Source organism: Litoribacterium kuwaitense, from assembly GCF_011058155.1.
GTDB classification, from domain to species: domain Bacteria; phylum Bacillota; class Bacilli; order Bacillales; family DSM-28697; genus Litoribacterium; species Litoribacterium kuwaitense.
In genome coordinates this window covers 64,728-80,963 of sequence record NZ_JAALFC010000010.1, presented here as the reverse complement: position 1 = coordinate 80,963, position 16,236 = coordinate 64,728, and the positions used below count along the sequence as shown (strand labels likewise).

The 16,236-nt window shown below is 41.2% G+C and carries 14 protein-coding genes; 13 read left to right on the top strand and 1 reads right to left on the bottom strand.

The window, feature by feature from the left end:
* The 5 genes from G4V62_RS08045 to G4V62_RS08025 form a co-directional block, all read left to right on the top strand.
* A partial coding sequence (locus G4V62_RS08045; protein WP_165201027.1) for a zinc ribbon domain-containing protein occupies positions 1 to 297 on the top strand: 297 nt, incomplete at its 5' end.
* Positions 298 to 445: 148 nt separating this feature from the next.
* Positions 446 to 1,054, top strand: a complete 609-nt coding sequence (locus tag G4V62_RS08040; protein ID WP_165201025.1) for a nitroreductase family protein — start codon at positions 446 to 448, stop codon at positions 1,052 to 1,054.
* Positions 1,055 to 1,474: 420 nt separating this feature from the next.
* Positions 1,475 to 2,110 carry a helix-turn-helix domain-containing protein gene (locus G4V62_RS08035; protein ID WP_165201023.1) on the top strand — a complete coding sequence of 212 codons (636 nt, stop codon included), beginning with the start codon at positions 1,475 to 1,477 and terminating at the stop codon, positions 2,108 to 2,110.
* Between the two features lie 586 nt (positions 2,111 to 2,696).
* Positions 2,697 to 3,476, top strand: a complete 780-nt coding sequence (locus G4V62_RS08030) for a helix-turn-helix domain-containing protein (RefSeq protein WP_246218329.1) — start codon at positions 2,697 to 2,699, stop codon at positions 3,474 to 3,476.
* A 119-nt stretch (positions 3,477 to 3,595) separates the two neighbouring features.
* Positions 3,596 to 4,492: a phytanoyl-CoA dioxygenase family protein gene (locus tag G4V62_RS08025; RefSeq protein ID WP_165201021.1), complete on the top strand. Its 897-nt coding sequence runs from the start codon at positions 3,596 to 3,598 to the stop codon at positions 4,490 to 4,492.
* Between the two features lie 86 nt (positions 4,493 to 4,578).
* Here G4V62_RS08025 and G4V62_RS08020 read toward each other — a convergent pair whose 3' ends face one another.
* Positions 4,579 to 5,424: a sulfurtransferase gene (locus G4V62_RS08020; protein ID WP_165201019.1), complete on the bottom strand. Its 846-nt coding sequence runs from the start codon at positions 5,422 to 5,424 to the stop codon at positions 4,579 to 4,581.
* A gap of 247 nt (positions 5,425 to 5,671) precedes the next feature.
* Here G4V62_RS08020 and G4V62_RS08015 point away from each other — a divergent pair, with 247 nt between their 5' ends.
* From G4V62_RS08015 to G4V62_RS07985, 8 genes are all read left to right on the top strand, one after another.
* A complete protein-coding gene (locus tag G4V62_RS08015; RefSeq protein WP_165201017.1) occupies positions 5,672 to 6,502 on the top strand; it encodes an MBL fold metallo-hydrolase in 831 nt (276 codons plus the stop codon).
* Positions 6,503 to 6,994: 492 nt separating this feature from the next.
* A complete protein-coding gene (locus tag G4V62_RS08010; RefSeq protein WP_165201015.1) occupies positions 6,995 to 7,210 on the top strand; it encodes a DUF3006 family protein in 216 nt (71 codons plus the stop codon).
* 494 nt (positions 7,211 to 7,704) lie between these two features.
* A complete protein-coding gene (locus G4V62_RS08005) occupies positions 7,705 to 8,676 on the top strand; it encodes an ABC transporter permease (protein ID WP_246218327.1) in 972 nt (323 codons plus the stop codon).
* Between the two features lie 100 nt (positions 8,677 to 8,776).
* The gene (locus tag G4V62_RS19795) at positions 8,777 to 9,046 is read left to right on the top strand and encodes a hypothetical protein (RefSeq protein ID WP_246218326.1); all 270 of its coding nucleotides are present in this window, start codon (positions 8,777 to 8,779) and stop codon (positions 9,044 to 9,046) included.
* A gap of 50 nt (positions 9,047 to 9,096) precedes the next feature.
* Positions 9,097 to 9,660 (top strand): carbohydrate ABC transporter permease, encoded by a 564-nt coding sequence (locus tag G4V62_RS19790; protein ID WP_246218325.1) that lies wholly within the window; start codon positions 9,097 to 9,099, stop codon positions 9,658 to 9,660.
* Positions 9,661 to 9,857: 197 nt separating this feature from the next.
* Positions 9,858 to 11,396: an ABC transporter substrate-binding protein gene (locus G4V62_RS07995; protein WP_165201013.1), complete on the top strand. Its 1,539-nt coding sequence runs from the start codon at positions 9,858 to 9,860 to the stop codon at positions 11,394 to 11,396.
* Between the two features lie 270 nt (positions 11,397 to 11,666).
* Positions 11,667 to 15,122 carry an FIMAH domain-containing protein gene (locus G4V62_RS07990; protein ID WP_165201011.1) on the top strand — a complete coding sequence of 1,152 codons (3,456 nt, stop codon included), beginning with the start codon at positions 11,667 to 11,669 and terminating at the stop codon, positions 15,120 to 15,122.
* Positions 15,123 to 15,271: 149 nt separating this feature from the next.
* Positions 15,272 to 15,883, top strand: a complete 612-nt coding sequence (locus G4V62_RS07985) for a hypothetical protein (RefSeq protein ID WP_165201009.1) — start codon at positions 15,272 to 15,274, stop codon at positions 15,881 to 15,883.
* The last annotated feature ends 353 nt before the right edge of the window (positions 15,884 to 16,236 follow it).

Below are 16,236 nucleotides of genomic sequence, written 5' to 3'. Positions count from 1 at the left end.
AAAAACCACAAGTTAGCTAAAGCCATCAGTGAAGCATCATGGTCACAATTCAGAGCAATGTTAGAGTATAAATGCAAATGGTATGGCAAACAATTAGTTGTTGTTGGAAAAATATTTGCAAGTTCTCAACTGTGTTCTTGTTGTGGCTATAAAAACAAAGACGTTAAGAATCTCAACCTTCGTGAGTGGAATTGCCCCTCTTGTGGTACACATCACAATCGAGATATGAACGCAGGACAAAATCTTAAAAACGAAGCGATAAGGCTTCTAACCGTAGGAACTACGGGGATAGCCTAATCAATAACTGGCGGTTACGCTGGTGTTCTTAGGAAGCTCCCACTTCAAACAGCTCGTAAGAGTGTTAAGTGGGGGGTAGTTCAAATAGAGGAATATCATCATATTTGAAGAAAAGTATGATTAGACAATATTCGAAAGGTGATTGACTGTGGATAAACAAAAAAAGCAACCATTACGTCAAGAGGGCCAAGGAGCCCGTCAGCCTGAGCACTCCGTAAGTCCTCTCTTTTTAAATCGCTGGTCGTCGCGTTCTTTTACCGATCAGCCAGTTTCAGAAGATGATCTGTATACGATTTTAGAGGCTGCGCATTGGTCGCCATCTTCTTTCAATGATCAGCCTTGGCGTTTCTTTGTGGCACATACAGAGGAACATTTACCTCTGTTTCGCAGCTTTTTAAATGAGTTTAACTACACATGGGCGAGCCGTGCTCCTGTACTGCTTGTCATCGCTTCAGACACACTTCGCCCCAATGGATCCACCCCAAACCGTGCGCACGCATTTGATGCTGGGGCAGCTTGGGCTTCTCTCGCTTTACAAGCTTCAATGCTTGGTCTCGTCGCTCATGCAATGGGCGGATTTGACCGAGATAAAGTTCGTAATGAGCTTTCTCTACCGGAAACGTATGCAATTCATGCGATGGTCGCTCTCGGATATCGAGGAGAGCCTGAAGATTTGCCAGCAGCGCTGCGCGAAGAAGAAAAGCCGAATACGCGCAATCGGCTGTCAGCAGTTGTGACGAAAGGTCCATTTTATTGAGGTTTGCTCGAAAAAACAAGAACGCTACGTCTTTAAGTGATTTTTTGATGATAAGAGCGCATTTGTTAAAGACAAGTAAAATGACGAAGTTTCATCCCTGAGAAAAGTGTAGGCAAAGTCCTTCTATATCGACTTTGTCTACACTTTTTTGCGATTTAACACCAGGCATAAACTGGCGCTTTTGATCAGGCATATGACAACTTTCTAGAAGCGCAATATCACCAGCATTTATTATGCGGATGATTCGCAATATTCATTTCTCATAAGGACACTTTTTAAAACCCCTAAAAATTTTGTCAAATCAACATGTCAGCATCGCTGTCATTCATTGTCTTGAATTTATCTCTCATATGTAAGGCATTGTGGCGTGCGTTACAATAATCGAAACCATAGAATTTAGCTTATAGGGGAGGAGATACGATGGATTCAATTGGAGAAAAAATCAAACGACAGAGAAAAGAGAAACAACTTACGCAACAAGATTTGGCCGACTTGTTAAATGTTTCGCGTTCAGCCATATCTAACTGGGAAAGCGAGAGAAATTATCCTGATTTAAGTACATTGGTTCAATTAAGTGACGCTTTAGACATTTCTTTAGATCAATTATTGAGGGAGGACAGTATGATGGTTGAAGAAATCAGTAAAGAACAACGCGTTAGTCAGAGGCGGAAAACGGTTTTGCTAAGTATCACTCCTGTACTTGTCATTTCGCTCGTTATCACCTTTTATTTTTTGTATCAAGATGTCCGCGCATTTAAATTAGTATTTTCACCAGAAATTAGAACGTCTGTGCAAATCGAAGAAGGCGAAGAAGGAGAATGGATAGAAATTGATTTAGGGAGATATGAGCAGGGTGAGTACATAGATTATGAATTTTGGCATATGAAAAACCCGTTTTGGAAAAAAGAAATTGTCAATGTTGTAGACAATCCCTCTGCTATAGAAGTACAAATTATTGACGTGGAAAACAATTCGCCTGTTTCAACTTTAACGATAGAATCAGGGACTGGAGGTGAAGTTCATTCAGTGAACCACTCACCACTTAGCTTCGCTTGAAGTGGGAGCTTCTCACTTCCACGACGAAAGCAACCTTTCGTCTCCATGAGCGTTACTTCGGGAAGTTCCTGCCCTAGATGTCCGACGATTCGGAGTTTCTTTCGTACCTTGGATATTTTACGCATGGAAGGATTCGCTTGGTTTTCGCATGATTAGTTTCTCCATGCAACCTCGTATATCCAGTTTTCAAAGAACACTTCATACTCTTATGATAACATACGTTCGGCCAATTAGTACGTCTAAAGACGTACTTGACCGAAAGCCAATTCATCTTCACCTCATCGCTGGGATGTCACCCTTCACACGCTTGAAGATGGAGACTTCTTGGCAAAAAACGTTAAAACACTACAGAGATTATGCAGTAAAAGTGCGTGGTGAAGAGGGGAGATATTTTATTAACTTCTTCTAGCTGTGGAAGTACATACTGACATGTTCTAAGATGATACAAGGCAATAAGGTCATCGCACTGATCAAGACGCCTGTGCGCGATAATGTACTTGTAGCAGCTTCACTTGATTTTGTGTCGTTTCGTCGTAAACTGATCTTAAAAGATATGATCAAATGTGTAGTGAAGGGGGTTTAGATATTGGAGACGAAAAGCTTCATCGGTGCGCACGGAAAAGAATGGGAGGATGACTGCTTAAGAAGTCATCCTGAGGTCGAGGTGACGATGATTATGGAAGGGGCGGGGATTTTTCGCACGTCGGAACGTGATGTTCAAGTGAGTGCGGGAAATATTGTGCTGATTCCAGCAGATGTACCTCACTCCTTCCATGCGTCAACGCCAATTCGGTTTGCTGTTATATTAGCTGAAAGGCTTCCGGTGCACGTTCAAGCATTGTTTGATCAGCTGATAGAGGAGCAACAGCCACGAATCATCGCTCTGTCTCCTCTTGATCAAGAGCATTATGATCGTTTATTTAGAGAATGGCTTCGTATTTATTCGTCCCGTCTCAAAGACCCACTTCGCCATCATGCCGTTTGGATTGAGATGCTTTTATTATTTCTTACAGAACATGGACATGCCAATCAACAAGCAATGACAGTGTCCTTTATTGGCGATTACATCCGTCAGCACGTGCACAGCTCGGTCAAGGTAAAGACATTGGCAGAGATGGCGGGGTTATCTGAAGGTGGCCTTCGTAAGCAATTTTATAAAACGTATGGGATGACACCTAAGCAGTATCAGCAGCAATGCCGACTGACCGAAGCAAAGTGGCTGTTGAGCTCTTCTGATAAAGATATTCAAACCATTGCAGCAATGGTAGGCTTTTCATTGCTTCATTCATTTTCGCTCTGGTTCAAAAAGTGGGAGGGCTGCTCGCCTTCTGATTGGCGTCAGCGTCAGAGACTTGACTATCATTAACAAAGTTGCGTTTTGAATAAATTTAGGTTTGTTTTCATTAACGATTTTTCTCGAGAATGGCTGTATGATACTTACAAGAAGTAAAAAGAAAGCGCTTAAAAAAGAGAGGATGGATCGTTATGAAAGTAAACATTGGCAAACGAGAGTTGGAAATGGATAGCAAGTATCTGACTGAGCTTAGGAGCAGCAATGATATTTTAGACGATACGGACGCTTTAAGAGCCCGCCTTCAAGAGGATGGTTATCTCCTAATTCGTGGGTTTCATGATCGTGATACGGTGATGAAAGCCCGCACCGAGTTTCTTCAAAAGCTGCAACAGAATGGTCGACTTGACCCAGACGCACCGCTTGAAGAAGGAGTCATCGGCCCTGAAAACAAAGGAGGCATGTGGGGAGGAAGTGCCGATCAGTTACAAGAGGATTTTCCTTCCTTTTTGCAAGTAGTTAATTCTCCAAAAATCATGGAATTCACAGAGCGATTGCTCGGTGGACCGACGATGACGTACGATTTTAAATGGCCACGAGCGATTGGAAAGGGAGGAAACACAGGCGCTCATTACGATGTCGTGTACATGGGAAGAGGCACAAAAAGTGTGTATACGATGTGGACGCCTTTTGGTGACACATCGCTTGAGTTAGGGACATTGGCACTTTGTCTAGGTTCACAGCACTTTAAAAAAATTAAAGAAACGTACGGTGAAATGGACGTTGACCGTGATAATGTGGCTACGGGGTGGTTTTCTGAAGATCCGGTCGAGATTGTTGATGAATTTGGCGGACAATGGGCGACGACTTCCTTTGAGGCTGGGGATATGATTCTCTTTGGCATGTATATGATGCATGCGTCACTCAATAACACGACAAATCGTTTTCGCATTAGTGCCGATACACGCTATCAACTTGCCTCAGAGCCCGTGGATGAACGCTGGGTTGGCAAAAAACCAAAAGGGCATTACGCTTGGGGCACCACGCCACAAAAATCGGTAGCCGAGGCTCGTAAGGAATGGGGCGTGTAGTCGTTACAAAAAAATAGTATTAAAAACGCTTGGCTGAAAAAAATCGCGGCCAAGCGTTTTTATGTAAGTTGAAAAAGAGTGTTTGATTAATCTTGTCCTGTTGCCACCGGGTTGTTTGCGTATGAAACCCAATCGCTCCAACTTCCAGCATAGAGCTTAATATTCGTAAATCCTGCTTCTTTCAGGGCGAGGACATTCGGGCAGGCTGAGACGCCGGAACCACAATATACGATGATCTCTTTATGAGCAGGGAGTTTGGAAAAATGCGCTTGTAGCGCTTCTTTGTTTTTCCAATGTATTGAGTTGTCTTGTTGCACACCTTTCCAAAAGACATTGATTGCTCCTGGAATATGTCCAGCCACGGGATCGAGCGGCTCTTCGATACCGAGGTAGCGATTAGGTGCACGGGAGTCAATCAAGAAGCTGGATGTGTCTGTTAACTGGTTGCGGACATCCTCCATGGTAGCCAGCTCGTCATGGCGCGGCCGCGGTGTAAAAGTGCGCTGCTCAGGGACGGTTTCTTCTGTTGTCATGTCAAAGCCTTCCGCCTTCCAAGCTTCAATTCCGCCATTTAACACATAGACTTCGGGGTGACCAAGGTAATGAAGTATCCACCAAGCACGAGATGCCATCATTCCTTCTCCATCGTCGTAGACGACAACCTTCTTTGTCGAGTCAACGCCCATGGCACCAAACGTTACCGCTAACTCTTGCTCAGAAGGCAATGGGTGGCGCCCGCCGTGTTCGCTAGCGAGTGTAGATAAATCTTTTTCAAGATCGGCATAAACTGCGCTCGGAATGTGACCGCGTTCATACGCTTGTCGACCAGCCTCAGCATCTTGTAAAGAAAAACGACAGTCAATAATCACAAGCGGTTCACTTTCATCATGAAGCATTCCATATAGCCAAGCTGCATCTACAATAAAAGACATAGGCCAAACCCTCCTCTTTTATTGCTAGTGTATCAAAGTCCATAAAGGCCCGCATTAGAAGAGTTATTAGCTTTAGGATAAATTATATGTAGAAACAACAAGCTAGTGAGCAAAGAAGTCGAGTGATGCTTACATGCATGTGTATTTTTTTGAAAGAGACTAAATTATTTGAACTTTAAAGTGAGAGTTGATATAGTTTTTGTGTGAAATGAAAATGTGAACTTTAATAGAAAAGAGTGAAGAAAAAATGCAAATCACCTTTCTAGGCACAGGAGCAGCTGAAGGCATTCCTTCTCCATTTTGTAATTGTGATACGTGTGAGCATGCACGAAAACACGGTGGGCGTAACATCCGTAAAAGGCAGAGTGTCTTGATAGACAACAAGCTGCTCATTGATCTCGGCCCAGATATCTTTGCCTCTTGCGCCGAGCAAGGTCTTTCCTTGTGTGACGTTGAAACGATGTTAATTACACATAGTCACTCAGACCATTTTGATCCAGAGAATCTTGTTTTGAGGGAAAAGGCGTATCGGTTGGCAACGGACCTTCCGGACGTTACGATGATTGCCGGTCCTTCCGTTTGGATGAGATGGGACGAAGAAGGAATGAAGGATCAACGGTCACAAATCAAAAGAACGCCTATTTTACCAGGACGCACTATACAAGCATCCGGATACACTGTGACCGCGATAGAGGCAAATCATCATGGAACTGTAGGAGATGCGATGAATTACATGATTGATGATGGAAGCTGTGTGCTGTTATTTGCATCGGACAGTGGCGTTTATTCTGAAGCGGTTTGGCATGAGTTGAGCGCCCATCGCTTTGATGCCGTGATCCTAGAAGGTACGGTATGGGGGCGCCCATCTGTGAAAGAACATTTAAATGAAACCGATTTTAAGCTTATGATGGAGCGGATGAAGGATATTGGTGCGGCGACAGACAAAACGACATTTATCGCGACTCATTTTTCTCATCAAGGCTGGGCAGGGCCTCATGAGGAGATTGAGGCGAAAGCCGCCCGTTTAGGGGCGTTGTGTGCTTATGATGGTATGTCTTTTCAAGTAAGGTCACAATAGTGACAGGTGACGATTCGCTATACACTGTTGTACGATAAAGGTTCTATCCATGATGCAGTTATTGCTAACTGGTTAATGATCAGTGAGTATAGCTGCATCTTTTTTTTATGCAATTTTTGCGAAAATGCTTGTTTCACATAAGTGACGATAGATCGACTGACCCGTTCTTACCTCATATTGCCTCTCTTATGGCTGTGAGAGCATGCAATTTTTGCACACTATTCAATATTTGCTTAGAACCAAATAAATGTTATCGCTTACATTTGAGGTGTTCTCTTTAGTATGTTTGTCAGCACAGGCTTGGTTTAAAGCCTTCAGATTATGGGAGATCAAAATGAGATATGGACCGATTGAAGGAAATCGTACCTGCATTGGTGAAAGGTGTCTTGAAGAGGTGGTGGATGAGTAACGGCCTCTTCGATAGAGGTTAAGAAAGAATGCTGAACAGCTTAAAGAAATACATTTACCTCATTGACAAAAGGAGTGACTAAGGTGGATTGGGGTGTAATTGATCGAATTGGGGACGACTATGCCACTATTCTTATCGGAGATGACGCTAAGAAGTATTACATTCGAGCAGGTGAGCTTCCGAAAAAAGTGACCGAAGGCATGCGCTGTTTCGTCAAAATTGAAGAAGAAAAGGTTGTCCAACTGATTCCGGATGTCAAAGCAACGAGAGAAGCACGATCCAAGGAAAAAAGCGAATGAATCGATTTGAGAAAGAATAACTGAAACGAGATGAACAGTGCAAACCGCTGATTCATCTTTTTAATGTTTGGGGGCGATGATTGACGATCATACCCACGGTCAAAGGATTGCTCCGAACTATGGTTATAAATAAACATCAGAGTGATTTTAAATTTGTTAAAAGATATTTAACACAGCAACACGAAAGTTATTTTGATATAGTAAAATAAGTTGTTGCTGTCAAACATCGCAAAAGGTGAACGATTTTTCTTTTTGTGAAGCTCATATGGTGTCGTTAATCATCCTGAAAAACCAAAGCTGGGTGTTCAGCGTGTGGGAGTGTAATTTTCGAATTGAACTGTACTTTACGCATGAATAGCTATATTTACACATAATTCTTAATTTTGCAGTATCCATCTTTATTCTTCTGTGAAAAAATGAAGTCGAGTCAACCGACGGATATCGAGATTTTTGAAGCTTCAAGTATCCATCATTTTATGAACAGAGGTGAGAAGATGAAAAATGACATTTCAACCAGTCAGCAGCAAAAACAAAAAATGATAGGAAACTCTAAAATAAAAAAAGAGTGGAAATTATTTAAGAAAAACATGCCGTTGCTCTCATTATCATTGCCAGCGGTCATTTACACATTTGTATTTGCCTATTTACCGCTTATATTTCTCATCGTAGCTTTTAAAGATTTTAGATACGATAAAGGGTTATGGGGGAGTGAGTGGGTGGGGTTCGAGAACTTTGAATTTTTCTTCACTTCCCAAACGGCTTTTACGATCACGCGTAATACAATCCTTTATAACTTGACATTTATTATTCTAACGACAGTCATTGCTGTAGCCATTGCTGTGTTAATGAATGAAGTGCGAAAGAAATGGATCAAAGTGCACCAGACGATTCTGTTTCTCCCATACTTTTTATCATGGGTCGTTGTTGGGTATATTGCACAATCCTTTTTAGATTATGATAATGGCTTGATTAATCAGCTTTTGGCTGATTTTGGCTTTGATCCGATTCGGTGGTACCAAGAGCAGAGTTATTGGCCATTTATCATTATTCTCGTTCATTTATGGAAAAGCATTGGTTTTTCATCGTTAATATATTACTCAGGCATTATGGCAATTGATTCATCTTATTACGAAGCTGCAAAAATTGATGGGGCATCGAAGCTGCAAATGATCAGAAGTATTACGATCCCGTTAATTATGCCACTTATTATCATTTTATTCATTGTAGAAATGGGGAAAATCTTTCGGGCTGATTTTGGCTTGTTTTATTTTATCCCTAATGATGTCAGTTTTCTATACAATGCAACAGATGTCATTGATACGTACGTCTATCGTTCATTGCGCGTTGTAGGTGACATTGGTATGGCTACGGCAGTTGGGCTTTACCAATCGATTGTTGGTTTACTGTTGGTGCTGTTAACAAATTATATTATCAAGAAAATTAACAAAGATCATGCGTTATGGTAGCTTGAAAAATCCTTAAAAAATAAAGAGCGACAACTTTTCCTACTATATATTTGAAAGCGCTTTAAATTAGCTGATTTAGTTAAGAGAGGATGTGTTGCACGTGAAAACAAAAAAATTCGATCTCTATCATTTTAGCGTGAATGCCATATTATCGATATTGTCCATCGGTATCATTGTCCCCTTCTTGTTGGTGCTTTCTATTTCTTTCAGTGAAGAACAGTCCATCTTAACAAATGGCTATCGCCTCATTCCTGAAGAATTTAGCTTATTATCCTATGAAGTCGTTTTAAAGTCAGCTGGACCATTGATTAGTGCTTATGGTGTCACTATTTTTGTGACGTTTTCGGAACGATCAGCAGTTTGCTGTTAACATCCACAATTGCCTATACATTATCACGAAAGGACTATCGCTACAGAGGCATGACGACTTTTTATATATTTTTTACGATGCTTTTCAGTGGGGGGATTGTGCCGCTATATATATTGGTTACGCAATTTTTACATTTGGGAGATACGATTTGGGCTTTAATCTTACCGTACTTAGTTAATCCTTTTTTCGTATTGATTATGAAAGGGTTTATGGATCAAGTGCCTTTTGAAATTGTTGAATCTGCCAAGATCGATGGCGCTGGAGAATGGCGAATTTTCTTTAAACTTATTATTCCTTTAACCACACCGGCTTTAGCAACTGTTGGCTTGTTTACGTCTTTCTTGTATTGGAATGATTGGTGGTTAGGCTTGCTGTTTATCGATGACCAAGATTTAGTCCCATTGCAATTACTTTTATATCGCATTATGAATACGATTGAATTTTTATCGAACAACATGCATAGCGCAAATGTATCCATTGATATGTCCCAATTCCCTTCATTATCTGCAAGGATGGCCATGGCCGTATTAGTTGCTGGACCGATGTTATTTGTCTTCCCGTTTTTTCAACGCTTTTTTGTAAAGGGGCTCACTGTTGGCTCCATTAAAGGTTAATTCATTCTATAAGAGAAATAGCGAAAGGGGGATTAGACGTTTTTCTTATAGAATGTTGACATAAACAGCACTTGTCACCTGAGTGTCTTGTGCTGTCCCTTTGCCATAGCGAGAGATGTTCCCGTAATGGTACATGAAGAGAATCAGTGTTAACTGTCATCTGAAAAAATTAGAAAAAATTGTAAGGGGGTCAAACGATGAAGCGTGTAAACACTTCTTCTTCCATGCTTTTAGTCATATTTCTTGGATTAATGATGTTGATCGTCGGCTGCTCTAGTGAAGGTACGAATAATCAGTCCTCAGGGGGGAGTGAAGCGGACAATAATGGCAGTACGAGTGAATCAGAAAGCGAGTTAGAACCAGTAGAATTAACGTGGTATTTTCCTTTAGCTTCGATTCCAGCTGATATCGACAAAGTTGAAGAGGCGGTTAATGAAATAACAAAAGAAAAAATCAACGCGACGATTGATTTTAAAACGCAAACCTTCGGTGACTACACGGAGCGGTTAAATCTAGTTGTCGCTTCTGGGGAAAATGCAGACATTATTTGGACGTCAAATTGGAACTTTGATTATATGCAAAACCAAGCCAACGGTGCTTTTATCCCATTAGATGAGCTGTTGGAGGAGTACGCACCTGATGTTTTGAATAGCATGCCTGACTTCATTTGGGACGCAACTCGCATTAATGGAGAAATCTACGGTGTACCTAATTATCAAACAGTGACAAACCGTGAAGCATATCGAATTGTAGCGAGCGCAATAGATCAATATGATTTGGATATCGATGCAATCTCCGATCCATTTACAGATATTACACCAATTCTTGAGACTATTAAACAACAAGGAGCGGATAATGTTGTTCCACTTCATATGGACCGCAGAGGACTGCTAGAAAGTTTTTCAAATTCATTAGGAATTGAGCTTGTAGATAAAATGGGTGCTATTCGCTGGGAAGAGCCTACAAAAGTATTTAATGTGTTTGCATCGCCAGAATACAAAGAATATTTAGATCTAGTCTATGATTGGTATCAAGGAGGATTAATTAATCAAGATGCACCAACCTTGAGTGATACGAATGATCTGATTGCTAGTGGAAGAGTTGTGTCTGAATATCATCATGTGAACGAACCTGGTGTCGAAATAAAATCTGCGCAGAAGTATGGGGAGGAAGTACAGGTAAAATTTATGACCGATCCTTATGTAGGTACAGGGTCAATTATTACGACATTACAAGCAATTAGTCGTACGTCTGAAAACCCGGAACGAGCAATGATGTTCTTAAATTTAGTCAATACGGATCCCGAACTGTATAACCTGCTGATTTATGGTATTGAAGGTGAACACTACACGATGAATGAGGATAATGTCGTCGAACCAATTGAAGATTCTGGTTATGCGCCTGGTGCTGATTGGATTTTTGGGAATACATTTAATGCATATCCAGTCGCGGGTAAAGACCCTGCAATAAACGATGCGATTAAGGAAGAAAACGAAAATGCAACTCCGTCACCAATGATTGGATTTAAATTTGATGTCGAGCCCGTCGCTTCACAAATTGCCAATATTACCTCAGTCATGGATCAGCACGGACCTGGATTGAATACTGGTGCAGTTTCCCCTGATGAAGGTTTGGATGAATTTTTAAGCGCCCTTGAGAGAGCAGGCATAAATGAAGTGATTGATGAGATGCAGTCACAGCTAGACAAATGGCATGAAACGAATGAAGGACAATAGCCAACCAGCCTTTAAGGGAAAATGAAAAATTGTGTTTCTTAGAGAGCTTTAAATAACTTGGCGCGTGAGAAGGGTTACTTCTCACGCATACATTTTTGCTGACTAAGCTTGGAGGTTTACCTTAGAAGCATCTCTGTTCGAACAAGTCATTATACGAATAGGACTATAATGCGCTTAAAAGTCATAATATTGAAAATAATGGAAGTGTTAAAACGATGCACGCTCGGTGAAGTTTTAAGGAACAGTTTATCTGAACGAGGAGGAATGAAAATGATGTTAACAAACAAGATTAAAATAAAGAATCGCCGTTTAGTTACTCTCGGTTTGAGTTTTGTGATGTTATTGTCACTACTGTCTCCAACGGCTCAAGCAGAAGAAGGGGGCAGTGAGATTCGTGTGATTTATGTTGATAAAAACGGAAGTGATTCTAATACAGGAACAAAGGAGCAGCCATTTAAAACGTTAGAGGCAGCGAGGGATAAGATTCGTGCTCTAAAAAATGAAACGGGTTTACCAGACAACGGAATAAAGGTTTATTTACGAGAAGGAGAATATTTCCTGGATCACTCGTTTCAACTCGGAGAACAGGATAGTGGTGAAGAGGATAAACCAATCGTTTATTCAGCTTATCCCGGAGAAGAGGTACAAATATTGGGTGGAGTTTCCTTATCGAGCAATCAGTTTATGCCTGTGACGGATGAAGAGGTGCGCTCTCGTTTGCCCGAAGCGGCAAGGGATCATATTGTTCAATTCAACCTAAACGATTTGGGTATTACTGACTTTGGCGAAATACGGCAAGGAGGTTTTGGGCCCTTTGAGAATATTGTGAACCCCGAACTCTTTTTCAATGATGAAGCGTTAGCGTTATCTCGTTACCCCAATGACGGTTATGTTCGTACTGGTGAAATTACAGTTGAAGGCGGCTTCCCGCGCGGGGACGGTCCAGCCCCGCCTAGCGATGACATTATTGAGGAAGAATTTAAAAAAGGACATACGTTTAAATACGATGACCCACGTCCCGAACAATGGCTTAACAACGGTGACATTTGGATGCAAGGTTTTTTCTATTGGGATTGGGCTGATGGGAATTTAAATATAAAAAATATCAATCAAGAGACGAAGGAAATTTCAACAGCAACGGCGAGCTGGTATGGCATTCGATCAAATCAAAGATACTACTATTACAATATTTTGGAAGAAACAGACCGACCGGGCGAATGGTACTTAGATCGAGAAACAGGGATGTTATATTTGTACCCTCCAACAGATTTGGATCAAGCAAATATTAAACTCTCATTACTTGATGAGCCTCTATTTTTACTTGATGGGGCTTCTCACATTACTATAGAAAATGTCGAAATGGGCTATACGCGAGGAACAGCCGTACAGATTCTTGACGGTACGTACAATACGGTGGCGGGCAGTGAGATTAGACAGACAGGCGGATTTGGCGTCACCATCGGCGATCAAGAGAGTGGTTCCCGCGGTGGTCAGCATAATGGGGTGCTTAGCTCGGATATTTCCGACACAGGCATTGGGGGCATCTATTTGGCTGGTGGTGACCGACAGACGCTGACACGAGGAGAAAATTATGCTGAAAATAATAACATCTATGCGTTCAGCCGTATTAAACGTACGTACAGTCCAGCTGTCCAACTTGCCGGAGTTGGAAACAATGTTGTCCATAATTATTTCCACGATGCCCCGCACCAAGCGATTGCCATTAAAGGAAACAATCACTTGATTGAATATAACGAAATTTATAACGTATTAACAGAAACAGGTGATAGTGGTGCGATTTATATGGGCAGAGATTGGAGTGAGCAAGGCAATATCATTCGCTACAATTATTTGCATAAACTCCGTAATGATCAGTCGTATGATCAAGTCGGCATATATTTGGATGATATGGCTAGTGGAACGACAATGTACGGAAATTTATTAGTTGATGTTTACCGTCCGTTTCTCATAGGTGGGGGAAGAAGTAATGATGTGCAAAGAAATGTCATGATCGAGGGAACACAGTCCATTTATATTGATAATCGTGCTATGGGTTGGGCGTGGGAGACAGCGAAGCCAGGAGGACTGATGGAAGGGCTCTTGAAAGAAATGCCTTATCAGCAAGAACCATGGAGTACACAATATCCTAACCTTGTAAATATATTAAACGATGAGCAAGAAGTACCTAAATATAATGTCGTCAAAGAAAACGTCGTCTATGACACGCAGAATAATTTGGAAATTAATGAACATGCAAGAAGCAATGGTACAGTGCAAGATAATTTATTTATAAGAAAGAATGAAGGGATCTCCGAAAGTGACAAATTGAATCAGTATGAAGAAATTATAAATGTTTTGCCAGTGGAAGAGTTTGGGCTTTACAATGACCATTATCGTCATGATGTAATCGAACGCCAATATATTGAAGCGCTCACAGCAATGGATGAAGACATTAAAAATAATGGGGGCAGCGGAGATATTGAAGGAAATATTCCTGACGGATACACTGAAGATTTTGCGCAAGGATTGGGTCAATGGTCTATTGGTGATGGTCATCCAACAACGAGCGCTGAACAAGCCAAAAGCGGCGATCAAAGTGTTTTGATCAGTGGGGATCGTGAGTACATGACGTTAAGAACGTCCGAGCCCATGCAAAGGAATGTGAACATTTGGTTTTATGACGATGCATCAGATAAAGAGCTTGCTGTTGTGGCAAGAGTTGATGATTCTGAAAGGCATATTGCCCTAGGTGTAAATACGCGAATTACAGAGGATCATTATGTTTTTCGCATCGGAGCAGATTGGTATCCGACAGACATTCCGCGCACGGATGGGTGGCACCAACTCACATTTGATTACAGGTCAGGAAATGGTGTGACCTTATCGATAGACGATACACCAATTCAGACGACATCAGGCATTACTCATTTTGATCATTTGTTGCTTGGTGATCAATGGGCTGACGATCAATCAGGAAGGGTATTCTTTGATGATGTAACGATTTCCGGGATAGAGGTTGATAAATCACAGCTAGATGCCTTGCTTTCAGAAGCAAAGGGATTAGATACAGCGGGGAAAACGGAAGAGTCGGTAAAGACCCTTGAAGAAGCAATCGTAGCTGCCGAGGAAGTATTCAACAATGATGAAGCAACACAAAAAGCAGTTGATACAAAAATGGCATCTTTGCAAGCGGCGATGGAAGGGCTAAAAGATGTGATCGTACAAAGACCAAACAATCTTGAGGCGACAAATGTAACAACGGATTCGATTACTTTGACTTGGGATGAAGTCACGACAGAAAACAGCGTGATCTATCAAGTGTTTATAAATGAGGAAATGCACGCAAAGGTGCTAGCAAATGAATATACTGTCGAAGATTTAAAGCCGGATACAACATACGCGTTTTATATCGTCGCGGAAAATGAAGAGGGGATTGAATCAGAAAAAAGTGCGACCATTTCTGTAACAACATACACGAGCATTAAACAAGTACAAGAGATCATTCAGGCATTCTATGAAGCTGGTGATATCAAGCACTCTCTATATAAACAGCTGACAAATAAATTAAAGCAGGCTCAGCACCACCAAGACCGAGACAATGACAAACAGAAGATAAAGTTCCTTGAAGATAGTTTGCGCTTTTTAGACAAGGATCAAGCAGTATCAGACGATATAAAGAAGGTGATCCAACATAAGATCCAAAAGATAGTCCAACAACAAACGTAAACCAGCTTTTTTCGAGCTCCTCTTACTCAAAGAGGGGCTCATTATAAAAATGTCGTTAAATGTAAAGGTATAGAAAATCAGTGTGCTGACCGTTGTTTCTCGTGACTTATAAAATTCGAGTTGGCAAATTGAAAAGAGAGTTTTATGAAATGAGATCAGAAAAATATCTAGAAACATTAAAAAGGGCGAATCCACTAGAGCGTCATGTCCAACAATTCGAAAAGCAGCTTGCACAAACGGATGCAATGAATGAAGAAGGAACGAAAGAGCGCTACTTGGAGTTTGCCGAAGCCCGGATCAGGCAATTTTCTCCGGATCAAAATGACCAAGGTGCCATTATAGATGTTAGTGACGGGCTTGAACATGAATACACGACGGCTTGTTATGCCATGGCAGGAGCTATTCTTCTTTCTGTTGGACGCTGTCACGACTTAGAGAGTTCAATCAAACTTGCAATGGATTGGGCTTGTCATTGTCTCGCTGAAAACAAAGTGCCTGACAATCATGCTGACTTTGTCACACATATGGTGATGCAGGGTTATAGAATTTTGCGTCATACAACAAATAGCGAGCGGGTGAATGGCTGGAAAAATGACTTGGAAAAGGTCATTCCAGAACAAACATATACACAAGTGGAAAGAAACGTTCCCCTAAAGCAAACACGGAATTGGACGACGTACGGGGTGCAGAGATTGCTGCGATTGGTGTCTGTGTGCCAATTCTTAAAACGAACGGAATGGATGAAACCGATATACAAATAAGTGATCACCGTGCGCAAGTAAATTATCATCAATATACGTATGACATTCAGCTTCTATCAACGGGAAATAACATCTGCGTTCATCAGTTTCATCAGCCGCTACCAAACCGAAACGGCCATTATCAATTATTGCAATTTATAGCTAGAGGTGAGAAGGAGATCAACATTCACCTTCAATTAAATACTCAATCGTAAAAGATATTCTAAATACTGCAAAATTAATAAAGGGCTTACATGATATAATTAAGTAGTCAGCGATTTCATGAAATTAGTGAGATGTTCGTTAAGGAAAACTAAACTGACCTTCACACCGAATGTAAATGAAGCGAGGCTCATTCAAAGAGAAGGAAAATG